23 protein-coding genes are annotated in these 21957 nt (G+C 66.2%); 12 read left to right on the top strand and 11 right to left on the bottom strand.

Annotated elements, in window-relative coordinates:
- The first annotated feature begins 7 nt into the window (after window positions 1–7).
- The gene (locus tag AC0IZS_RS20390) at window positions 8–1792 is read left to right on the top strand and encodes an ATP-dependent nuclease (RefSeq protein WP_471637278.1); all 1785 of its coding nucleotides are present in this window, start codon (window positions 8–10) and stop codon (window positions 1790–1792) included.
- A 121-nt stretch (window positions 1793–1913) separates the two neighbouring features.
- On the opposite strand, the gene AC0IZS_RS20385 is transcribed toward AC0IZS_RS20390, so the two are convergent.
- The 3 genes from AC0IZS_RS20385 to AC0IZS_RS20375 are packed head-to-tail and all read right to left on the bottom strand — an operon-like array spanning window position 1914 to window position 3035.
- Window positions 1914–2126 carry a DUF3820 family protein gene (locus AC0IZS_RS20385; RefSeq protein WP_471637277.1) on the bottom strand — a complete coding sequence of 71 codons (213 nt, stop codon included), beginning with the start codon at window positions 2124–2126 and terminating at the stop codon, window positions 1914–1916.
- Window positions 2127–2139: 13 nt separating this feature from the next.
- Window positions 2140–2535, bottom strand: coding sequence for a translation initiation factor Sui1 (locus AC0IZS_RS20380; protein WP_471637276.1), 396 nt, complete (start codon window positions 2533–2535; stop codon window positions 2140–2142).
- On the bottom strand, window positions 2535–3035 hold the full coding sequence (locus AC0IZS_RS20375) for a DUF2721 domain-containing protein (RefSeq protein WP_057201092.1): 501 nt from the start codon (window positions 3033–3035) through the stop codon (window positions 2535–2537). Before AC0IZS_RS20375 ends, AC0IZS_RS20380 begins: the two co-directional genes overlap by 1 nt.
- Before the next feature lie 198 nt (window positions 3036–3233).
- Here AC0IZS_RS20375 and AC0IZS_RS20370 point away from each other — a divergent pair, with 198 nt between their 5' ends.
- Window positions 3234–4523, top strand: a complete 1290-nt coding sequence (locus AC0IZS_RS20370; protein ID WP_471637275.1) for a DEAD/DEAH box helicase — start codon at window positions 3234–3236, stop codon at window positions 4521–4523.
- A gap of 96 nt (window positions 4524–4619) precedes the next feature.
- Here the strand turns inward: AC0IZS_RS20370 and AC0IZS_RS20365 are convergent, their stop codons facing one another.
- A complete protein-coding gene (locus AC0IZS_RS20365; RefSeq protein WP_471637274.1) occupies window positions 4620–4976 on the bottom strand; it encodes a DUF6172 family protein in 357 nt (118 codons plus the stop codon).
- A 182-nt stretch (window positions 4977–5158) separates the two neighbouring features.
- On the opposite strand from AC0IZS_RS20365, the gene AC0IZS_RS20360 reads away from it, so the two are divergent.
- The 3 genes from AC0IZS_RS20360 (at window position 5159) to AC0IZS_RS20350 (ending at window position 7489) form a co-directional block, all read left to right on the top strand.
- The gene (locus AC0IZS_RS20360) at window positions 5159–5752 is read left to right on the top strand and encodes a LemA family protein (protein WP_471637273.1); all 594 of its coding nucleotides are present in this window, start codon (window positions 5159–5161) and stop codon (window positions 5750–5752) included.
- Between the two features lie 31 nt (window positions 5753–5783).
- Window positions 5784–6881: a M48 family metalloprotease gene (locus tag AC0IZS_RS20355; protein WP_471637272.1), complete on the top strand. Its 1098-nt coding sequence runs from the start codon at window positions 5784–5786 to the stop codon at window positions 6879–6881.
- 221 nt (window positions 6882–7102) lie between these two features.
- A complete protein-coding gene (locus tag AC0IZS_RS20350) occupies window positions 7103–7489 on the top strand; it encodes a VOC family protein (RefSeq protein WP_471639559.1) in 387 nt (128 codons plus the stop codon).
- Window positions 7490–7630: 141 nt separating this feature from the next.
- Here the strand turns inward: AC0IZS_RS20350 and AC0IZS_RS20345 are convergent, their stop codons facing one another.
- A complete protein-coding gene (locus AC0IZS_RS20345) occupies window positions 7631–8521 on the bottom strand; it encodes a LysR family transcriptional regulator (RefSeq protein ID WP_471637271.1) in 891 nt (296 codons plus the stop codon).
- A gap of 204 nt (window positions 8522–8725) precedes the next feature.
- Between AC0IZS_RS20345 and AC0IZS_RS20340 the strand changes: the two genes are divergently transcribed.
- Window positions 8726–10012, top strand: coding sequence for a sensor domain-containing diguanylate cyclase (locus AC0IZS_RS20340; RefSeq protein ID WP_471637270.1), 1287 nt, complete (start codon window positions 8726–8728; stop codon window positions 10010–10012).
- A 33-nt stretch (window positions 10013–10045) separates the two neighbouring features.
- Here the strand turns inward: AC0IZS_RS20340 and AC0IZS_RS20335 are convergent, their stop codons facing one another.
- Window positions 10046–11416, bottom strand: coding sequence for a DUF2142 domain-containing protein (locus AC0IZS_RS20335; RefSeq protein WP_471637269.1), 1371 nt, complete (start codon window positions 11414–11416; stop codon window positions 10046–10048).
- A gap of 366 nt (window positions 11417–11782) precedes the next feature.
- Between AC0IZS_RS20335 and AC0IZS_RS20330 the strand changes: the two genes are divergently transcribed.
- Complete coding sequence (locus AC0IZS_RS20330; RefSeq protein ID WP_471637268.1) at window positions 11783–12397, top strand: 3'-5' exonuclease; 615 nt, start codon at window positions 11783–11785, stop codon at window positions 12395–12397.
- Between the two features lie 56 nt (window positions 12398–12453).
- Window positions 12454–13635 (top strand): DUF7832 domain-containing protein, encoded by a 1182-nt coding sequence (locus AC0IZS_RS20325; RefSeq protein ID WP_471637267.1) that lies wholly within the window; start codon window positions 12454–12456, stop codon window positions 13633–13635.
- Between the two features lie 22 nt (window positions 13636–13657).
- Here AC0IZS_RS20325 and AC0IZS_RS20320 read toward each other — a convergent pair whose 3' ends face one another.
- From AC0IZS_RS20320 to AC0IZS_RS20300, 5 genes are read right to left on the bottom strand one after another with little or no spacing between them, the layout of a single operon-like run.
- Window positions 13658–14749, bottom strand: coding sequence for a nitronate monooxygenase (locus AC0IZS_RS20320; protein WP_471637266.1), 1092 nt, complete (start codon window positions 14747–14749; stop codon window positions 13658–13660).
- Between the two features lie 19 nt (window positions 14750–14768).
- Entirely contained in the window at window positions 14769–15755 is a 987-nt protein-coding gene (locus AC0IZS_RS20315; protein ID WP_471637265.1) for a tripartite tricarboxylate transporter substrate binding protein, read from the bottom strand.
- A gap of 25 nt (window positions 15756–15780) precedes the next feature.
- Complete coding sequence (locus AC0IZS_RS20310; protein WP_471637264.1) at window positions 15781–16800, bottom strand: CoA transferase; 1020 nt, start codon at window positions 16798–16800, stop codon at window positions 15781–15783.
- Window positions 16797–17966 carry an acyl-CoA dehydrogenase family protein gene (locus tag AC0IZS_RS20305; protein ID WP_471637263.1) on the bottom strand — a complete coding sequence of 390 codons (1170 nt, stop codon included), beginning with the start codon at window positions 17964–17966 and terminating at the stop codon, window positions 16797–16799. The genes AC0IZS_RS20310 and AC0IZS_RS20305 overlap by 4 nt, the downstream gene beginning before the upstream one ends.
- A 39-nt stretch (window positions 17967–18005) precedes the next feature.
- Window positions 18006–18848, bottom strand: a complete 843-nt coding sequence (locus tag AC0IZS_RS20300) for an IclR family transcriptional regulator (protein WP_471637262.1) — start codon at window positions 18846–18848, stop codon at window positions 18006–18008.
- A gap of 130 nt (window positions 18849–18978) precedes the next feature.
- Here AC0IZS_RS20300 and AC0IZS_RS20295 point away from each other — a divergent pair, with 130 nt between their 5' ends.
- From AC0IZS_RS20295 to AC0IZS_RS20280, 4 genes are read left to right on the top strand one after another with little or no spacing between them, the layout of a single operon-like run.
- Complete coding sequence (locus tag AC0IZS_RS20295) at window positions 18979–20190, top strand: CaiB/BaiF CoA transferase family protein (protein ID WP_471637261.1); 1212 nt, start codon at window positions 18979–18981, stop codon at window positions 20188–20190.
- A gap of 20 nt (window positions 20191–20210) precedes the next feature.
- Entirely contained in the window at window positions 20211–21197 is a 987-nt protein-coding gene (locus AC0IZS_RS20290; protein WP_471637260.1) for an acrylyl-CoA reductase family protein, read from the top strand.
- 10 nt (window positions 21198–21207) lie between these two features.
- On the top strand, window positions 21208–21606 hold the full coding sequence (locus AC0IZS_RS20285; RefSeq protein ID WP_471637259.1) for a YidH family protein: 399 nt from the start codon (window positions 21208–21210) through the stop codon (window positions 21604–21606).
- The gene (locus AC0IZS_RS20280; RefSeq protein ID WP_471637258.1) at window positions 21603–21938 is read left to right on the top strand and encodes a DUF202 domain-containing protein; all 336 of its coding nucleotides are present in this window, start codon (window positions 21603–21605) and stop codon (window positions 21936–21938) included. The genes AC0IZS_RS20285 and AC0IZS_RS20280 overlap by 4 nt, the downstream gene beginning before the upstream one ends.
- Window positions 21939–21957: the final 19 nt, after the last annotated feature.

Genomic DNA, 21957 nt, shown 5'->3' with positions numbered 1-21957 from the left:
GGAAACGATGACGATAGAAGCCAACAAGGACATGATTCCAGCAGAAGTCATTGATATATTGCGTCCAAGCCTTTCGTTTGAGACGATTATGTTCTCTGATGGGACCGAGCTGCGGTTAGATAAAGATGACATCATCGTTTTCGTCGGCCCTAACAATGCTGGCAAGAGCGCCGCACTTCGGGAGTTGGAAACATGGGTCGCGAGGTCCCGTCCCGGACTTGTCATCAAGGACGCAAAGATGCGCAAAGTTGGAACGCAGGCTGACCTGCAGACATATCTTGATGCTAAGGCCCAGAAAAGTGGTGATGCCGCCAACTTTACCTATGGCGGAATCGGCTATAACATTCACCACTCGCACGTAGCGTACTTCGACCAAGCGTCTGACAGGCACCCCGTGGCGCCGTTTTTCGCCAAGCGACTATCTACTGAAGGACGCATACAGGATTCAAACGCAGCGCCAGCAATTGCACTCTTCCAATCACCGCCATCGCATCCAATCCACATATTGTTGATGAACCCTGAATTGGCAAAAGAAATTAGCAGCAAATTCCGGCATGCGTTTGGCAAGGACCTCACACCTTTCCGTGCGGGAGGCAGCAACTTCCCGCTTTACGTAGGCAATAAGCCAGCAGTGCTTCCCGGCAAGGATGAACTTTCAAGGGAGTTCATCGAGGCGCTACAAACCTCGAATGTCGTGCTCGAAAATCAGGGGGATGGCATGCGCAGCTTTGCGGCAGTCTTGCTTCATGTGCTGGCTGCACAGACCCATTCGATACAATTTCTTGATGAACCTGAGGCCTTCCTTCATCCGCCTCAAGCACGCTTACTTGGCCGTTACATCGCGGAAAACAGAATGGGAAATTCCCAACTCTTCATTTCAACGCACAGTACGGATTTTCTCGATGGGTTGGTAGAAAGTGGTGCTGACAAAGTTCGCATTGTCCGCTTGCGCCGTGAGGGCGCCGTCAACCGCATCAAAGAGTTGAACAATGAGAAAACGAAGGCTATTGCCAAAGACACATTGGCCCGATTCTCGCGCGTATTTGACGGAATATTTTTTGAGCATGTCGTTATCTGCGAAGCTGACGCTGACTGCATGTTCTACCAGTCTATCTTAAATCTTCCCTCTATTTCCGGAGATCGGCGGCCAGACGTGCTTTTCGTTCATACGGCGGGCAAGCATCGAATGTCGAAGCTAGCGGACACACTACGTTCACTCGAAGTGCCAGTTTCAGTCATAGCTGATATAGATATTCTTAATGATGAAGGGACATTTAAGGACCTTTTCCAGAAGCTAGGAGGTACATGGGAGACTGTGAATACGCACTGGAAGACCGTTTCCGAAGCGGTTCTAAGGCAACGCCCTCCGCTCAATGCTGAGCAGGTTGTACGACTTATCGAGGAGCAACTTGAAGGCATTTCAGGCACAGGAGCATTTCCCGATGATAAGGAACGGGCAATTAAAGAAGTCTTCAAGTCCGTATCGCCTTGGAGCGCAATGAAGAGAAGTGGGCGTGCAGCACTTCCGGCAGGGGAGCCAATCAAAAACTTCGACAGCTTGAGCCAACTATGTAGCGAGCATGGCCTCTGGATCGTACCGGTTGGCGAGATTGAAGGCTTCTGTCGAAGCATTGGATCGCATGGCCCGAGATTCGTCGAAAATGTCTTGGAGGGACGTAGCTTGGAGACGGATCCTGAGTTGCAGGGCGCCCGCGATTTCATAGGTGAAATTTGGGCAAAAGCCAAGCCGTCTTCAGCAGAATACGGACATCAAGAAAAAATGGCCACCTGAATGCCAACAAGAGTAGTGCTTGACTGTGACCAAGCGCAGCATGTGCTCTATTGATGGGTACTAAGTTGCTAGAAACACTCAACCCTACGGTCGAGTGTTCACAGCCCGCCCGCAGTAGGCCCTATCTGCCCCTCAGCGGCCTCAGCAGATCCGCCAACCCGTTGTGGTCGATCTCATACATCAGCGCCAGCAACTGCCCCAGTTCCCCTTTCGGGAATCCCTCGCGCGCAAACCAGCCGAGGTAATTGGCAGGCAGGTCGGCGAGCAAGGTGCCCTTGTGCTTGCCATAGGGCATCTCGGTGGTGACCAGGCGCTGCAGCTTGTCGGCATCCATCGGGTGCGCTCCTTCAGCCGCCCGCGCGCTTGACTTTGTGGCCGAGCTTCTGCAGCGCGGCCATCACGCGGTCCACGTGGTCGCCCTGGATTTCGATCACGCCGTCCTTCACCGTGCCGCCGCTGCCGCATGCGGCCTTCAGCTGCTTGCCCAACTGGTCGAGCGCGGCGGCATCCACCAGCACGCCCTTGACCAGGGTGACGGCCTTGCCGCCACGGCCCTTGGTCTCGCGCGATACGCGCACGATGCCGTCACCGGCAGGCACCGCGGCCGCCTTGGCCAGCGCCTTGCACACGCACTGGGCGATGGGCTGGCGGCAGTCGGGGCACATGCGGCCGGTATCGGTGGAATAGACCAGGCCGCCCAGGCTGCCCAGGTCGGCCAGGGACTTCTTGGGGGCGGGGGCCATCACTTCGGCTCCCGCACGATCAGTGGGGTGTCGGCGGGGTTGGCGCCAATTTCCTTTTGCAGCATGTGGAAGTTGAGCAGCCGCGTGGCCATCACCGTTTCTGCCAGAAAGCACACCAGCGCCAGCAGGAACGAGGCCACGCCGGCGAGGAAGCCGGCGATGGCCAGTCGGTTGGCCTGGTAGTCGAAGGTTTCACCCAGGAACAGCAAAATGATGGTGATACCGATGAGAAAGGCGCAGAAGGTCAGCAGCGCAATGCAGCCGTTGGCCAGGCGCCCGCGCAGGCGCAGGTCACCCAGTTCGGCGTAGGCGCGGGCGGTGTACTCGGGGTCGTTGTTGGCGCGGGCGCGGTCTTCCACCACGCGGGCGCGGTCGATGATGCGTGCCAGCCGGCCGGCCACGGCGCCGATCATGCCGGAGACAGCAGTAAGCAAGAAAACGGGCGCCACCGCGAGCTGGATGCCGTGGGTGATGACGGAAGGATCGGTGGGGATGGCCATAAGCGGGAGTAGCGTGGATGCGGGCCGCCTGATTATCAGCGCACAGGGCCGGCCTGGCGGCACGGCAAACGCCCCCTGGCAGGCGCCAGAACCCAATGCAGGACAATCGGGGGGTACAGCCAGCCCGCGCGCGGGCTGCGCCCATCCATTTTTCTCTTTTTCTTTTGTGGCCGTGCCCATGCACAGGCCGCCTTGCCCATGCCCTTTGCTGCCCTCGGTCTCTCCCCTGCCCTCGCCCATGCCGCCCAGGCCGTGGGCTTCACGCTGCCCACGCCCATCCAGACCGAGGCGATCCCCGCCATCCTGAACGGGCAGGACCTGCTGGGCATCGCGCAGACCGGCTCGGGCAAGACGGCGGCATTTGCGCTGCCGCTGCTGCAGGCGGTGCAGTTGGGCGCCACCGGCCAGGCGTCACGCCACGTCACCGCCCTGGTGCTGGTGCCCACGCGCGAGCTGGCGGCCCAGGTGGGCGAGGTGCTGCGCGACCTGTCGGGGCATTTGCAGCAGCCGCCCAAGGTGGCCATTGTGTTCGGCGGCGTGTCCATCAACCCTCAGATGATGGGCCTGCGCGGCGGGGCCGACGTCATCGTGGCCACGCCGGGCCGGCTGCTCGACCTGGTGGAGCACAACGCCATCAAGCTCGGCCAGGTGGCCCACCTGGTGCTGGACGAGGCCGACCGCCTGCTGGACCTGGGCTTTGCCGAGGAGCTGCAGCGCGTGCTGGCCCTGCTGCCGGCCAAGCGGCAGAACCTGTTCTTCTCGGCCACCTTCCCGGAGGCGGTGCAGGCCCTGGCCGATGGCCTGCTGCACCAGCCGCTGCGCGTGGAAATTGCTGCCACGCCCGACCACACGCCCGACATCGCGCAACGCGCCATCGCGGTGGACGACAAGCGCCGCACCCAGCTGCTGCGCCACCTGCTCAAGGAGCACGAGTGGACGCGGGTGCTGGTCTTCGTGGCCACGCAGTACGCGGCCGAGCATGTGGCCGAAAAGCTGTACAAGGCCGGCATCTTCGCCAGCCCCTTCCACGGCGGCCTGAGCCAGGGCGCGCGCAAGCAGGTGCTGCAGGAGTTCAAGGACGAGCGCTGGCAGGTGGTGGTGACCACCGACCTGGCTGCGCGCGGCATCGACATCGCCCAGCTGCCTGCGGTGGTGAACTACGACCTGCCGCGCTCGGCCGACGACTACGTGCACCGCATCGGCCGCACCGGCCGCGCGGGCGAGAGCGGCGTGGCCGTGACCTTCGTCACGCCCGACGCCACGGCGCATTTCAAGCTGATCGAAAAGCGCCAGGGCCTGAACCTGCCCCTGGAAGTCATTGCCGGCTTCGAGCCCACCGAAGTGGCCCCGCCCCCTGCCCCGGCAGCCCCCGGGGAGCCCGGCACCGGCGGTATCAAGGGCCGCCGCCCGAGCAAGAAGGACAAGCTGCGCGCAGCCGCCGCCGAGGCCGCGCGCCCCGTGGGCAAGAAGCCGCCCAAACCGGAATAAGGGCGGGCACGGCCGGCAAACAAAAAACCGGCGTGCCCCGTGAAAGGCAGGCCGGTTGGTCGGTGGATCGGGCACGAGCCCGAATCCGCCAGCTTGTCAGTCTTCGCTGTCGTCGTCTTCGTCAGGGCCCATGCCGTCGTTGGCAGCTTCCTCGTCACGCACCCCGTCAGGCCGTGGCGTGCGCTTGCCCGGCTTGGCCAGGATCTCAACGTAGAACTGCTTGCCGCCCTCGGCCACCACACCGTTGATCAGCCCGGTGAGGGCCGACAGGTGCACCACCGTGGCAGCCTCCTTGGTGGCGCCGAACTGGCAATCGAAGTCCCAGAAGTCCGCGCCTTCGGGGATCTCACGGCGCCGTTCGCGCTTGATGTACTTGCGGATGTCGTGCTTGACGGCCTCCAGAACCCGGTCCGGATTCTTGCCTTCGACCTGTAGTTGAAAAGTTTTTCTCATGGGCGATGGTACCTCTTGCCGCCCTTTGCGACAAAAAGCCGGCCCCATGACGGACAACCCTCAATGGTCGCATACCTGCAGGGCCCGGCGCAATTCCCTTGCGGATTTCAGCTATCGGCCGCCCCGCAAAGTCGGGTCGATAAGATGGCCGCAATCAAAATTTACAACAGAGGAGGTGGACTATGTCGACAGCAGGATGGATTTTTTCGGGCGTGGTGGTGGTGTTGCTGGTATGGGCCGTGGTGGTCTACAACCGCCTGGTACAGCTGCGCAACCGCATTGCCAACGCCTTCGCCCAGATCGACGTGCAGCTCAAGCGGCGCTACGACCTGATCCCCAACCTGATCGAGGTGGCGCGCGGCTACATGGCGCATGAGGCGTCTACGCTCGAGGCCGTGATCAAGGCGCGCGGCAATGCGCAGACCGCCGCCACGGCAGCGCGTGCAGCGCCGGCCAGTGCCAATGCCCTGGGCGCGCTGGCCGCTGCCGAAGGCGTGCTCGGTGGCAGCCTGGGCCGGCTGATGGCGCTGGCCGAGGCCTACCCCGACCTCAAGGCCGATGCCTCCATGAAGTCGCTGAGCGAAGAGCTCACCAGCACCGAGAACCGCCTGGGCTTCGCGCGCCAGGCCTACAACGACCAGGTGCTGGAGTTCAACGACAAGGCCCAGCAGTTCCCCGACCTGGTCGTGGCGCGCCTGCTGGGCTTCGTGAGCTCGCCGATGCTCGAATCGACACAGAACGCAGAAGAACGCACAGCACCCAAGGTCCAGTTCTGAGCAGTCCGCGTCACCGCGAGGGACTGACTCGATGAAATTCTGGAACCATCAAGAAAACGCGCGCAGCGAAACGCGCCGCCTGCTACTGGGCTTTGCCATTGCCGTGGCGCTGCTGGTCGCGGCCGTACACGGCGCGCTGGTAGTGGCCTGGCTGCTGATGGCGGCCGTGCTACCCGGCAACCTGCCGTACCCGGCCGGCTTTCTGGCCGTCAACGTGGGCGTGTCGCTGATGCTGGTGCTGGGCGGCTGGTGGGTGGAGACGTCAAACCTGCGCGCCGGCGGCGTGAAGCTGGCCACGCGCGCCGGTGCGCGCGAGCTGCGGCCCTCGATCTCGCATGCCGAGCAGCGCCTGGCCAACATCGTCGACGAGCTGTGCATTGCCGCCAACATGCGCCGCCCGCAGGTGATGGTGGTGCCGCGCGTTGATGCGATCAACGCCTTTGCCGCCGGCTGGGACGACAAGGACGCGGTGGTCGCCGTGACACAAGGCGCGCTCGACTACCTCAACCGCGATGAGATGCAGGGCCTGGTGGCCCATGAGCTGAGCCACCTGCACGAGGGCGACACGCGCCTGAAGATGCAGTTGGCGGGCATGGTCTACGGGCTGGAGCTGGTCTACAACTTTGGCGACACGCTGCGCGAGCGGCGCGGCCTGGCCTGGTGGTTCGGCTCGGCCATCATGCTGGCGGGCTTTGCCGGCTGGCTCACGGGGCGCATGCTCAAGGCCGCCGTCTCGCGCCAGCGCGAGTACCTGGCAGACGCCCGCGCCGTGCAGTGGACGCGCAGCAAGGAGGGCCTGGGCGGCGTGCTGCGCAAGGTGATGGGCCAGCGCCGCGATACGCCTGCGGGCTACGCCCAGGACCACCGCCACACGGGCCTGGCCCTGCCCTCGGTGCAGCACATGCTGCTGGTGGACGTGGAGGGCGGTGGCCGGCTGGAGCGCCGGCTCGACACCCACCCCACGCTCGAAGACCGGGTGCGGCGCGTGTACGGGCGGCCCATGCAGCCCATGGCCGTGTCGCCCGTGACCGTGGAGCCCGAGTCTGCGCGGCGCGGCAGCGCGGCCAGCGTGGTGCCGGGTACGCCCACCATTGCATCCCTGGTCGACCCGTTCGCACGCTTCACCTGAAGGTCCTGGCAGGGCCTGCGCCGCGTTTCAACATGGTGGTCCGTCTGAACTCATCGAGTATTTCGATACTCAGCACGCAGAACTATCGTTTTTCATGGAGGAAGAGTTTGCCTAAAGTTTGGCGGTCATCCACCCGCAAGCAGACTATTCCCATGACCTCCACGACCCTCTCCACCACGTCCCATCTGACCTCCCCCATCCCCTTTCACCTGGCGTTCCCCGTGCGCGACATTGCCGAGGCCCGCGCCTTCTATGGCGAGCTGCTGGGCTGCCCCGAAGGGCGCAGCTCCGACGCCTGGGTGGACTTCAACTTCTTCGGCCACCAGATCGTGGCCCACCTGGCGCCCGAGGAATGCGGGCACAGCAGCCACAGCGCCGTGGACGGCCACGCCGTGCCGGTGCGCCACTTTGGCGCCGTGGTGCCCATGGACCTGTGGCAGGCCATGGCGGACAAGCTCACGGCGCGTGGCACGGCCTTCGTCATCGAGCCCTACATCCGGTTCAAGGGCGAGCCGGGCGAACAGGCGACCATGTTCTTCCTGGACCCTTCGGGCAACGCGGTGGAGATGAAGTCGTTCGCGGATCTCGGTTCGCTGTTTGCCAAGTAGGGGGCTACCCCGGCCAGACCGCTGGGCCGGCCCCAGCGACGAGCCCGTGCAGGACTGCGGCCCGCGCTGACCCCAACAAGCGGCAGGACCTGCTGCTGAACAAGCCGTTGCATTCGTCAGTGCCCGGCTCTCGGAACGTGCTTACGATCCTGGGCTGGGCGCTGGCGCCTGGGCTGCCTTCCTCAGGCATTGCGCGAACAGCGCCACCGCGGGCGTGCTGGCGCGCGGCCTGCGCTGCAACACCCCGATCTCGCGATAGAACGTCTTTTCGCCCAGCGTCAGCGCGCGCACGCCGGCCGGCAGGGGCAGGTGGGCCTCCACCAGCGGCACCAGCGCCACCCCTGCGCCCAGCGCCACCAGGTGGATCAGTGCGGGTATTTCGTCCACCTCCACCGCATCGCGCACGGCCAGCCCCTCGCGGCGCAGAAAGCGTTCCACCATGCGCCCGCCAAAGGACGTGCGCTCGTAGCGCAGGAAAGGGTGAGACTGCACCAGCGCGCGCCAGTCGCGGCCCTTCAGGCCAGCCGGAACCAGCAGCACGAAGGCCTCGCGGGCCAGCGGCTGCCAGGTCAGCTCGGGCAGCATGCCGAAGGGCGGGCGGATGATGACGGCCGCATCGATCTTGCCGGCATCGAGTTCGTCCATGAGCCCCATCGACACACCCGGCACGACATGCACGCGCAACTGCGGTTGCAGGCCGCGCAAGGACGTCAACGCCCTGGCAAGCAGCGCTGGCTGAACGGAAGCGATGGCCCCGATGCGCAGCAGGCCGGTAGCAGCCGCCTCGCCCGGCAGATCGGCCAGCCTGGCGTACAGCGCATGGATCTCTTCGGCACGCGCCAGCGTGGCCTGGCCCGCCGCATTGAGCCTGGCCGAACGCCCGGTGCGGTCGAACAACGGGAAGCCCAGCGACTCCTCCAGCCGCTTGATCTGGCTGCTCACGGCGGACTGCGTGAGTCCGATGCGCTCGCCCGCGGCGGCAAACGTACCATGGCGACAAACGGCGATGAAGGTCTTGAGTTCGCTCAGCACGGCGGGGCATCATTCCAAAAATCGATACATGGCCTGCAGCATATATCGCTGCCATCCATGCCGATCCATCGGCCGCCCGGGCGACCCACAGGGCCCCCTCCCAGGGGAATAGCCCCCGACAGCCGTCCCCCATTGCAAAACACTTGGTGGCGTTTTGCGCGCCCGGTGCCACAATGGTCGCACTACGTATTGTTACAACCACGCATGCACCACGACCAGGATCTGTTGCAACTGCTGCCCGCAGCGGCACTGGTGGTGACGCCGGCCGGCGCCATCCTGCGGGCCAACGCGGCCGGCGTGGCCCTGCTGGAGGCCGACAGCGAGCAGGCCCTGCTGGGCCGCATCCTCGGCCACTTCGTACACCCCATGGACAAGGCGCGCTCCAGCCAGCGCATCGAGCGGATCAAGGAGCCCGACCATGCCGGGCGGCCCAACAAATCCTCCGAGTTCCGCGTGCGCACCGACAAGGGCCAGCTGCGCATGGTGCTGGTGGCCAGCGTGGCCATCGAGTGGCAGGGCGCGCCGGCCGTATTGATGTGCGGCATGGACATGACGCACCAGAGCGAGATACAGGAGCAGTTGCGCGAGAGCGAGCACAACTTCCGGCGCCTGTTCGACAACATGCAGGACGTGTACTACCGCACCGACGCGCAGGGCGTGGTGCAGCACGTGGGGCCGGGGGTGCGCCGCGTGCTGGGCTACGAGCCGCACGAGATCGAAGGCCGCACGGCCGAGTCGTACTATCCGCAGAGCAAGGACCGCGATGCCTTCAAGGTGGCCATCCAGGAAAAGGGCGAGGTGGCCGACTTTCCGGGGCAGATGGTGCGGCGCGATGGCATGGTGATCGACATCTCCATCAGCAGCCATGCGCTGTACGACCACCAGGGGCAGTTTGCCGGGGTCGAGGGCATCTACCGCGACGTGACGCAGCGCAAGAACCTGGAGCGCGAGCTGCACCGCCTGGCCACCACCGACATGCTGACCGGCATGGCCAACCGCCGCGCCTTCCTGGAAACCGCCGAGGCCGCCTTCCACGCCGCACGCGAGCAGGGCACGCCGCTCACGCTGCTGATGCTGGACGTGGACCACTTCAAGTCCATCAACGACCGCTTCGGCCACCTGGAGGGCGACCGCGCCCTGGTGGCCTTTGCCCGCGCCGTGATGGACGGGTTGCGCCCCGGCGATGCCGTGGGCCGCCTGGGCGGGGAGGAGTTCGGCGTTCTGCTGCAAGCCACCACGCTGGCCCAGGGCCATGAGGTGGCCGTGCGGCTGCTCAATTGCGTGCGCACGCTGGAGTTGGCGGGCACCGATGGGGGCAGCAGCCAGCGCTACCGCATCACCGCCAGCATGGGCCTGGGCACGCTCAGGGGCAGCGACCGCAGCCTGCGCGACCTGCTCGACCGGGCCGACCAGGCGCTATACCAGGCCAAGCGCGAGGGCCGCGACCGGATTGCGCTGGCCGATGCCGACCTGGACGGCCAAGGCTACTGACCTGGCCAGCACACCCCGCGCGGCGGATGCCGCTCAGAAATCAAACACCGCCAAGCCCATGCCGTAGCGCCCCTGCAGCGTGGTGGCCATGGCACCCAGGCAGAACATGGCATACAGCAGGACAAACGCCCGGTGGCTGGCTGGCCAGGGGGCGTGCGCCGGTGCCAGGCGCACGGGCCCCAGCGCGGCTGCGAGCAGCATGGCGGGAATGATGAAGTAGCGCCCCTGCAAGCCCTCGATGACGCGCGCGGGATAGCCATTCCAGGTCACGGCGAGCGCAAAGAAGGCCAGCAGCGCGCTGCCCACAGCGGCAACCACCAGCGTGGCGCGGATGCCAAGATCGGCCTTGTGGTAGCTCGTCGTCGCCACGGTCAGGATGGCCGCCAGCAGCAGGCCGCAGCCGATGGCGGCCAGGGCAAAGTCCGCAAGCGGCGCATCGGCCCAGCCCAGGTTGCCCACAAACGAAGAGGCGATCAGGTGGCCCTGGAACGGATCGGCGATGGTTCGCCCCACCAGGTACACGAACTCCATCGGATCGCGCAGGTAAGCGCCGATGATCTGCCCCGTGGAGAGCGAGCGCACCACACGGGGGTCCTGGGTGTTGATCAACCCGTAAAGGGTCCACCCGGCACTGGCGGCCAACAGCGTGGCCGTGGCCAGCAGCCGCTGCCTGGTGCGGTGCCGGCACAGCAACACCAGGGGCAGCAGCACGATGGGAATGAGGTTGGTGCGCGACGTGACCAGCAGGAAGATGGCGCCATAGAACGCGAACGCCTGCCAGCGCGTGGCCTTGCCCTCCTGCCACTGCAGCACAAACAGCGACAGCACCAGCAGCGCCAGCGCAAAACACAGCCCATCGATGGTAGGCGAGATGATCTGGAACAGTGCCATGGGCATCAGCACCAGGGCCTGCACCAGCAGCGAGGGCCGCGCCAGTTGCCAGGCCCAGAAGACCAGGCCGAACACCAACAGGGTGACCAGCACGCGGGTGAACTGGTAGCTGTGGCCCAGAGAGAGATCGAGCTCCCGCGATAGCTTGAGCCCCAGCGCATGCGGCAGGTAGATGAAAGGGGCGTAGTAGCCCGTGGCCGACGCGTTGACGAAAATCTCCCCGTCCATCCAGTCAAAGCGCGTGGCCTCGCTCATGAGCCACGCAGGCGACAGGCTCCTGTCGCGGTGCGGCCCGACGATCTTCTGCATCCACTGCGAGAACAGGAAGAAATTGGTATCCACCCAGCCGCCGCTCTTGTCCTGCACGTCGGGCTCCAGACCCTTGAGCAGGGGCTGGCCGTGGGCCACCATGTCGGCACGCAGCAGATGCACGATTTCATCGGGCGACTGGAAGGCCGGGATCAATTGCATCATGCCGCAGGCAATCGCAAACCCCAGCGCGAACCATGCCATCCGCAGTTGCCGCAGACCGGCAACGCCTCTCCCCCTCCACAGGGAAGTCCAACGAGGCCAGCCAGAAAGGTCAGGGCGCAAAAACAATGCAGACAGTCTTCAAGGAAAAATTAGACAGCGACCATCCCAGCTGGCAATACGATCTTATCCACCGGGGTTTTCACTGCGATGGCTACAAACGCTCAATTGCGTGTCAGGCGTGACCTACGTCACCAAAGAGGGAGTTTTCTGCAGGCTTCAGGGTGTGAAAGCGTGAACGCCCCCTCGCTCCCGGGTGCCGCAGGATCATGGCAGGCAAGCCCGCCCCTCGCAACATCGCTTGCATTTTGAATCAGATGTCTGCCCATCCCCCACAATAGCCACCCCATGAGCCCCCCACACACCCAACGCGCCACGCCCGGCAAGGAAGAGATCGCACTGCTGGCCCCCTTCGAGCGCCTGGGGCCTGACCGCATCAGCCTGGTGGCCACCGCCGCCCAGGCCGAGCAGGCCTGCGCCGAACTGGCTGCGAGCACCGTCTGGGGCTTCGACACCGAATCCAAGCCCACCTTCGTGCAGGGCGAAGTGTCCGACGGGCCGCACGTGGTGCAGCTGTCCACCCTCGACAAGGCCTGGGTGTTCCAGCTGCACGACCAGGGCTGCCGCGCCCTGGTGGCGCAGTTGCTGGCCCGGCCCGGCACCACCAAGGCCGGCTTTGGCCTGGGCGACGACAAGAAACGCATCGAGGCCAAGCTCGGCGTGGTGCCCGCGGGCGTGCTGGAACTCAACCACGTGTTCCGCCAGCAGGGCTACCGCAAGGACATGGGCGTCAAGGGCGCGGTGGCGGTGCTGTTCAACCAGCGCTTCATGAAGTCCAAGAAGGCCGCCACCTCCAACTGGGCCAACCCGCACCTGACCGAATCGCAGCTCGTGTATGCGGCCAACGACGCCTATGCGGCGGCGCGCGTGTTCCACGCGCTGGGCCTGCCCGCCGGCGTCTGAGCCAACTGCGGCATCGCTACACTGCAGCAGCAAAATTCCTGCAGCGACCGTCTTCCATGATCTTCGACTCCGCAGATTACTACTTCATCGATTTCCAGACCGACCTGCCCAAGGAGGCCGCGGGCACACGCATCGGCATGTACCTCGCCTGGCTCACCCTGCGCGGATTGGGCGGCGAAGGCGTCAACGACTACCTGGGCGACCTGCGCGCACGGCGCATCTCCTGCGCGGACTTGCTGTTCGATGCCTGCGACGGCAAGTTCGACGCACAGGATGTGAACGAAGAAGGCCTGGCCTTCACCGAGCACTACTACGCAGCGCAGTTCAACGACGACTTCGACGCTGTGTTTGCCGGTGAATTCAGCCGCTCCGGGCACGACCTGGACGATTCGTGCAGCGTGCGCTGCAACTGGCACAACTACGACCGCCTGGCCCTGGTGCTGAACCGCCGCCTGCAGGACTGGCGCGCGCTGCGCGACCAGGTGGCGTGGCCGGTGCTACCCGCCCTGGATGGCGTCTACGCCGCCGTGCTGCGCGCCCTGCAGCCCTTCATGCAGGCCAAGGGCTTCGTGCACGACCCGGTCAATGAACCCGACATGACCGATGCGCCCTCGCCCAGCCGGGTCGGGCACCTGTACTGCAGCGATTTCCCTGGTGGCAAGCACTGGCTGCTGGTGGTGGTGAAGTCCACGCCGCAGGGCGCCATCTCCCTGGCGCTGACGGTGGCATCACGCCTGGATGCGGTGGCCGAGCGCATCCGCGACCACGGCCTGCCCGAGTATTTCAACGACACGGACGACAGCCCCCTGCCCTACACCGCCCTCCTGCGCCTGCCACACTGGCTGCGTGGCGACCCGGACCTGCTCGTGGAGACCGATGGCGACGGCAACACCGCGCTCGTGCTGCGCGGGCCCCAGGGTCTGGCAAAGACCGTGCTCCTGCTGGCGCAGCGCTGCGATACCGTGCTCGGCCCGCTGTTGGACCAGTTGGCCACGGTGCAGGGCCTGGATGCCGTGCGCTGCACGCGCCCGCTGTCGGAGTCGATCCTGTACACCGAGCCGTTCAACCGCTTCGTGCTGTCCACCGCCGAGGCCGCAGGCAACCCGCGCATCCTCGCACTGTGCGATGAGCTCGAAGCCCTGGGCAGTGACCCGCAAGCCCCGGGCTCACGCATGTTCTACCCGAACCTGATGGCGCACATTCGCCTGGTGCGCGAGCGCAACAGCCCAACCGCGTAGGCTCTGAGAACCATTGGTTCACTCAACGCAGTACTGGCATCCGCTCCAGCGATTCGTGCATCTCACCGACAAGCTGGGCCATTTGCCGGGCAATCGTGGTGGGCTCGTGGATGGCGAACACACTCTGCCCCGCTGCTTCGTAGATGAGGCGCGGGTCATCGTTTTCATGCATGGAGGCAAAGACGTCGCCAGTGAGCGCCTGCTGCATGGGCATGGGCAGCGGCTCGGGGGCATCTGCGGCGGCCCAGGCATCGATCCAGTCGCTGCGCACCACGCGGCAGGGCTTGCCGCTGTGGGCCCGGGTGATCACCGTGTCCTCGCTGCCACTGTCCATCAGGCGCTGCAGCAAGGCGGGCGGCGTGTGGTTCTCGTTGGCCGCCATCCACAGGGTGCCAAGCCAGCCACCCTGGGCACCCATGGCCATCGAGGCCACGATCTGCCCCCCGGTGCCGATGCCGCCAGCGGCCAGCACCGGCGTGTTGCCGGCCATGGCCACGATTTGCGGCACCAGCGAGAAGGTGCCGATGCTGCCGGTGTGCCCACCCGCGTCATAGCCTTGCGCCACGAGCACATCCACCCCCAGGGCCAGGGCCTTCTGGGCATGGCGGGTCGAGCCGATCAGCGAAAAGGTGATCTTGCCGCGCGCCTTGGCCCTGGCGATCAGGTCCGCACGCAGGCCGATGGCCGTGGCGACGCCAATGGCGTTGGAGGCCAGGACCTGCTCGATCTGGGACTCGAACAATTCTTCGGACCGCACCTGCGTGGTGAAGAAGCTGGGCCGGGTGGGCGCCGGCACGGCGAAGCGCTCGCGCAGACCCTGGACGAAGTCCACATGCGCGCCCGGCAGCGCCGCGCGCACCTCGTCGATACGGCCCTGCTGCGGCACCTGTGATGGCAGCATCAGGTCCACGCCATAGGGGCGCCCCTGCATGCGCGCGTCCACCTCCTGCAGGATCAAGGGGATTTCATGGGGCATCTCGCGGGCCAGGCCCAGCACGGGAAAGCCGCCGGCCCGGGCGATCTCCACCACCACATCGACGGAATGCGAAAAACCGAAGATGGGGTGGGCCACGCCCAGGGTGTCGCAAATCGGTGTGCGCAAGGTGTTCGTCATGGACCGGTCCTTTCACGCATCACTGGGGTTCTATGCCGGCCTGCTTGAGAACCTTGCTCCACCGGCTGGCCTCCGTGGCCACGAAGGCGTCGAACTCGGCGGGCCCCTGGGGCGCCATCTCCATGCCCAGGGTGGCAAACCTGGCCTTCACGTCCGGCATGGCCAGTATCTCAGCGACATCGGCGGAGAGCTTGCGCACCAGGGCATCGGGCAGCTTGGCAGGCCCGACCACGCCAAACCAGGTCCCCACTTCGTAGCCCGGCAGCGGGGCGGCCTCGGCCACCGTGGGCAGATCAGGAAACCCCGCGGCGGGCTTGGCCGTGGTGACGGCCAGCGCGCGCAGCTTGCCGGCCTTGACGTAAGGCCCGGCCAGGGCCGCAGTCAGCGGCATCATCGTGACGCGGCCTCCGAGCAGATCGTTCATGGCATCGGACTGGCCGCGGTAGGGCACATGGGTAAGCTTCACGCCAGCCATCTGCGCAAGCAGTTCCCCCGACAGATGGTTGGAGGTGCCCACGCCGGCAGTGGCGTACGACAGGGGCTCATTGCTTTTTTTCGCCAGCGCCAGCAGCTCGGGCAGGGTCTTGACGGGCACGCTGGGGTGTACGACCAGCAGATTGGGAACGACGCCGATGCCTTGTATGGCCCGGAAGTCACGCACGGGGTTCCAGTTGAGGTTCTTCACGACGCTGGGCAGCACGGCGTGGCTGGGGCTCACGCACAGCAGGGTGTAGCCGTCGGGCGCGGACTTGGCGACGAATTCGGTGCCAATCGCGCCGCCGGCGCCGGTCTTGTTCTCGACGATCACGGGCTGGCCGTACTTGGTGCCCAGCTTCTCGGCCAGGATGCGGGCGGTCGAATCCACCACCCCGCCCGCCGAGAAGGGCACGATGATGCGGATGGGACGGCTCGGGAAAGCGGCTTCCTGCGCGAGCGCGGGCATGGCGGCGGACGCGGCGACGCCCAGAGAAAGCGCCAGGGCCTGGCGGCGGGTGAGTCGGGTCATCATGTCTGTCTCCTGCGGATAAGGCTCATGCCATGGGGCTGAGGTGAGGAAGGGTGCGCGGTATGTTCCGCACTTCATCGGGGGATTCGGTGGCAAAGGCCGCCTGGTTGACGGGATCGGTTCGGGCTTCGCGCAGGCTCAGCACGGGCGTGACGCAGGCCTCCAGCGTGGAGAAATGCACTGCCCATTGCGCCATGGTGCGGGCCAGAAAGCGCTGCTGAAAGCAGGCCGCCAGCTCCCCGTGCCGGGCCCGGTCGCTGCGCGCAGGCAGTGCATCCGGCTCCAGCCCCAGGCCATGCACGAAATTCAGGTAGAAGCGCTCTTCGATGGCGCCCACCGCCATGTGGCGGCCGTCGGCCGTCATGTAACTTCGGTACCAGGGAACACCACCATCGATCACGTTGGAGGCAGGGGCGTCCTGCCAGGCGTTGGCCCCCAGGCGCGCGAACACGGGCGTGAGCAGGTGCAGGCTGCCATGCGTCATGGCGGTGTCCACCACGCAGCCCAGGCCGCTGGTGGCGCGCGCATGCAGCGCCGCGAGAATGCCCGCTGCCGCATACAGCGCACCGCCCGCCAGGTCGCCAATCAGGTTGAGCGGCACGCACTGCGGCCCGATGGCATGCAGCGCGCCGGACATGGCGATGTAGTTGATGTCATGCCCCGCACGCTGGGCCCAGGGCCCGTGCCGGTCCCAGCCGATCAGGCGCGCATAGACCAGTGCCCGGTTGCGGGCGTGGCAGGCCTGCGGCGAAAGGCCCAGGCGCTCCATGACACCGGGCCGAAAGCCCTCCACCAGCACATCCGCCTGGGCGATGGCGTCCAGCGCGGCAGCACAGCCGGCTTCCGTCTTCAGATCCAGCGTCAGATCGGTGCGCTCCCAGGTGCCCATGTCCGCGGACGCATCCACCGGCACACCCAGCTCGGGCGGGCGCGGGTTGACGATGCGCGTGACCTGCGCACCCTGCTGCGCCAGCCACCATGCGCAAAACGGCACGCCGCCGACCGTGGCGAACTCGACGACGCGCAGACCCGCCAGCGGCTTCATGGCTGCGCCTTGTGCGCTTGCGCCAGCGCAATGGTGCGACGCGCGATGTTCACGAGGTGAATCTGGCTGGTGCCCTCGTACAGGCGGAACAGGCGCACGTCGCGGTAAAAGCGCTCGGCCACGTTGTCGGCAATGTAGCCACCGCCGCCAAAGATCTGCACAGCCCGGTCGGCCACGCGGCCGCACATTTCCGACGCGAACAGCTTGCACATCGACGCCTCCAGCGTCACGTCCAGCCCGTCGTCGCGCTTGCGTGCGGTTTCCAGCAGCAGGGCGCGCGCGGCATACACATCGACATTGCTCTCGGCGATCATCTGCTGGACCAACTGGAACTCGGCCACGGGCTGGCCGAACTGCCTGCGCGCGCTGGCCCGCTCCACCATCTCGTCCACCAGGCGGATGGCGGGGCCGATGCACAGGCCGGCCAGGTTGATGCGCTGCTTGTTGAGGGCCTTCATCGCCGTGCGGAAGCCAATGCCCGCCTGGCCGCCGAGGATGGCGCTGGCCGGCACGCGGCAGCGGTCCAGCAGCACCTCGCCCACGGGCGATCCGTGCTGGCCCATCTTGCGGTAGGCCGGCGGTGTACACAGGCCCGGTGTGCCGCGCTCGATCAGGAAGGCAGTGATACCCGCCGCGCCCTTGGCACCCATGTCGGTGCGGGCGAACACGGTGAACAGGTCCGCGATCGGCGCATTGGTGATGAAGCACTTGTGGCCGCTGATGAGGTAGTCGTCGCCATCGCGCACGGCCTCGGTGGTCAGGGCCGTGGCGTCCGATCCGGCCCCGGGCTCGGTGAGCGCAAAGCAGCCGGTGACCGCCCCGCTGGCCAGACCGGGCAGGTAGCGCTGCTTTTGTTCCTCCGTGCCATCGACGACCAGCGACTCGGAGGCAATGCCGGTGTTGCCGCCAAAGCGCGCGCGGAAGGTGGTGGCCGCCTGGGACACCTCGATGTTGACCAGCGACAGCTCTTCGGAAGTCAGGCCCGCGCCGCCGTAGGCCTCGGGGATGCTGTGGCCAAACAGGCCCAGTTCGCGCATGCGCTGCACCACGGGCTCGGGGATCTGGTCGTCCTGGTCGATAGCCGCCTCCAGGGGCATGAACTCCGTGCGTACCACATGGCGCACCTCGGCGAGCAGTTGCTTGAAATTTTCAGGATGGCGGATCATGGTTTGCTTCTTTCTTTCTCTCTAGCTATCTCTCGGGGGCTAATGCAGGCCGCAGGCCAGTTCGATCTGCTGCACGGCGTCGAGCAGGTGGTGGGCTGCCCGTTTTTCCAGCGTGTCCTTGCCCAGCCGAAGGGTGGACATGGTGCAATTGAGCGCCAGGGGTTCCTCGCGCGGTGCCTGCCGGATGGGCACCGCCACGGCATGGACTTCCTTGCGCCAGTCACCGCGCGAATAGCAGTAGCCGCGTTCGGGAAATGCGCTTTGCTCGGCATCCCAGTGCGCCTTCTCGACGGCAAAGCGCTTGGGGTCTTCCACCTTGAGTCGGTTGAGGATGGCCTTGCGCTCGGGGGGGGCGCAGGCCAGGATGAGGGCCCGCCCGATGGCCGATGACAGCAGCGGGCGCGTGCTGCCGATATCGGGCTGGTACACGTTGCCCAGGTCCACGCGGCAGGTGTCCACATAGACCACGTTGGTGCGGTCGCGCATCCCCAGGTTGACGTTGCAGCCCGTCTCGCGCGCCACCTTTTCCATGATGGGCCGCGCGATCTGGCGCACCCGCATGTTGGCCAGCAAGGGATAGCCGAGCGACAGGACGCCCGAGCCCAAGCGGTACTTCTGCAGCCCCTCCACACGGCTCAGGTAGCCCAGCAGGGTGAGCGTGTAGGTCAGCCGCGAAACCGTGGGTTTGGGCAACCCGGTGCGGTCCGATATCTCGCGGTTGCCCAGCATGGGGTCGGCCAGGGTGAATGCTCGCAGGACCTCCATGCCACGCGCCAGGTTCATCGAGAACTGGCGGTCGGCGCTCAGGTCATGCGGGTTGACGAGACCGGGCAGATGGATGGGGGACGACATGGTGCGTGCCTTGGCTGTGTTGGTGGTCATGATGGTTTTTGGCAGGTGTGAAGTCAACGGTTTGAGTAGATCATTTCGCTGTGCGAAACACCCGTTGTACAGCGGCAGCGGCTCTGGCACAAACCCAGGTACGCAATCCTTGCGCCACGGAGATATCCAGTTGAATGCAACACCGAACAGCAGCGGCGCCCTGGCAGGCATACGCATTCTTGACATGGCCACCGTGCTGGCCGCCCCCTTTGGCGCAACCCTGTGCGCGGACCACGGTGCAGACGTGGTGAAGCTGGAGCTGCCCGATGGCAGCGACCCCCTGCGCACCCTGCAGCCTGTGAAGGACGGCAGCGCACTGTGGTGGAAGGTGGCCAACCGCGGCAAGCGCGGCATCTCGCTCGATGTGCGCAAGGCGCAGGGGCGCGATCTGCTCTTGCAGATGCTGCCCAGCTTCGATGTGCTGATCGAGAACTTCCGCACCGGCACCATGGACCGCTGGGGCCTGGATGCGGCCACCTTGTTCGCCGCCAATCCGCGCCTGGTCATCCTGCGGTTGACGGGGTTTGGCCAGACCGGGCCCGACCGCCTGCGCCCCGGCTTTGCGCGCATCTTCGAGGCCAAGAGCGGCTTTACCAGCCTGACGGGCGAGAAAGGCGGCTCACCCCTGCATTCCAACTTCCCCGTCGGCGACGCGGTGGCGGGCCTGTTTGCCGCGTTCTCCATCGCAGCAGAAATCGCGCGGCTGCGCGGCGACCCCGAAGCCCGGGGCGTGGAGATCGATCTGTCGGCCACCGAGGCGCTGTTTCGCCTGCTCGACCCCTTGCCGGTGGAGCACGAGCAACTGGGCCAGGTGCGCAAGCCGGAGGGCAACTGCGCCAGCTACACCGCGCCCAGCAACATGTACGCAAGCCAGGAGAAGGTGTACTTCACGGTCGTGGCCTCGTCGAACGCCATCTTCGCGCGCCTGGCAGAGGCCTTGGGCCAGCCGGACTGGGCCAGCGACCCGCGCTTTGACACCAACCCGCACCGCGTGCAGAACCTGGGCGAGCTGGACAGCGCCCTGTCAGGCTGGTTTGGCGCCCAGCCCTACGCGCACATAGAGCGCACGCTGGAGGCGGCAGGCATTCCGTTCAGCAAGGTCTACACCATCGAAGACATCCAGGCCGACCCGCAGTTCCTGGCGCGCGAGGCCATCGTGCGCCTGCCCGACCCCCTGTATGGCAGCCTGCCCGCACCCTGCATCGTGCCGCGCGTGCTGGGGCGGACCATGCCCATCCCGCGCACCGGGCCCGATGTGGGCGAGCACAACGCCGAGGTCTTTGCCGAGCATGGCGTGGGTGCCGTGCAGCTTGCGGCACTCAAGGCGCAGGGCGTTGTCTAGAACCAGGAAAGCACCCACCCATGCATACCTTTCAAGCTTTGCGCCTGCTGCCAGGCGAGCCCGCACCGCTGCGGCAGATAGGCCCGTTGTCGCTGGACGATCTGAGCCCCGGCAACGTCGTCATCCAGGTGGCGTTCTCCAGCATCAACTACAAGGACGCGCTGGCGTCCAAGGGACTGAACGCCATCATCCGCACCTGGCCGCGCATCGGCGGCATTGACTTCACGGGCACCGTGCGGGAGTCTGCCGATGCGCGCTTTGCGCCCGGCGATGAGGTCGTGGTGCATGGCTTTGGCATCGGCGTAGACCACGATGGCGGGCACGCGCAGATGGCGCGGGTGCCCGGCGACTGGGTGATGCGCCTTCCCCAGGGCCTCAGCCTGTTCGAGGCCGCCGCCATCGGCGTGGCCGGCTACACTGCGGCCTATGCCCTGCACCTGATGGAACTCAACGGACTGGAGCCAGGCCAGGGCCCGGTGCTGGTGACCGGAGCCACGGGGGGCGTTGCCAGCCTGGCCATCGACATGCTGGTACAGCGCGGCTACCAGGTGACGGCCATGAGCGGCAAGGCCGGCGAGACGGCGTACCTGCAGGGCCTGGGGGCCAGCGAGGTGGTGGGCCGCATTGCCCACGAGGACCACCCCAGGCCGCTGGAGAAGGCGCGGTGGGCCGGGGCCATGGACTCCGTGGGCGGCGCCACCCTGGCCTGGCTCACGCGCACCATGCAGCCCGGCGGCGTGATCGCCGCCTTCGGCAATGCCGGCGGCGCCGAGCTCACGACCACGGTGCTGCCCTTCATCCTTCGCGGCATACGCCTGCTGGGCATCAACGCCAATTCGCCCATGCCGCTGCGCCAGCAGGTCTGGGGCAAGATCGCCGGCGACTACCGTCCCGCCCACCTGGCGCAGATCGCCCATGTGATTGGCATGGACGCGCTGCCGACCTGGCTGGACCGCACGCTCGCCGGGCAGGTGCGTGGCCGCACGGTCATCGACATGAACAGGTAGGGAAAAGGCCATGGACGAAACCTCCGAGGCCTCATCCGGGAAGGCCATCAGGGTCCGCGGTCCGCAATGGTGGCAGGAAGGAACCGAGCCCGACTACCGGTTCTCGCTGGCCAACGAACGCACCTTCCTGGCCTGGATCCGCACCGCCCTGGCCTTGCTGGCCGGTGGTGTGCTGCTGGAGCAATTCTCCACCCGGCTCGGCCCCCACTGGCTGGTCGCCGCGCTGGCGATTGCACTCGGTGTGCTGGCGGCCGCGCTGTGTGCGCTGGCCTACCTGCGCTGGCGCGCCAATGAGATCGCCATGCGCCACGCACGCCGGCTGCCAGGGACACCAGCCCTTGCGCTGATCTCCGCGGCCATGCTGGGCATCTCGGCCGTGGTCGTGCTTTTGCGGGTGCTGCCTGCATGAGCCGGGGCACGCCCACCGGGCCGTTGCCGCGCGACCCCGGCCTGCAGGCCGAACGCACGGCGCTGGCCTGGAACCGCACCGGGCTGGCCGTGCTGGTCAATGCGCTGCTGGCGCTGCGCTCGGGCTGGTCGGGCCGGTTGGCTCCCATCACGGCCCTGGGCCTGGTGTTGCTGCTGGCGGCCGCTGCGATCATGCTGTATGGCGCCTGGCGACGGCGGTCCCTGCTCTGCGGCGGCGCGGCGACGGCAGCGCAGGCACACGCCATCGGGGCGGTGGCGGCCATCACGCTGCTGGCGTGCGGCATCGCCATGGCGTCCGTTGCCATGGGCTGACGCCCCCCCGCCAGCAAAG

It is taken from the genome of Acidovorax sp. AC410, from assembly GCF_979253235.1.
The sequence above is the reverse complement of the archived record's forward strand: the minus strand, read 5'-3'. Positions and strand labels throughout refer to the sequence as shown.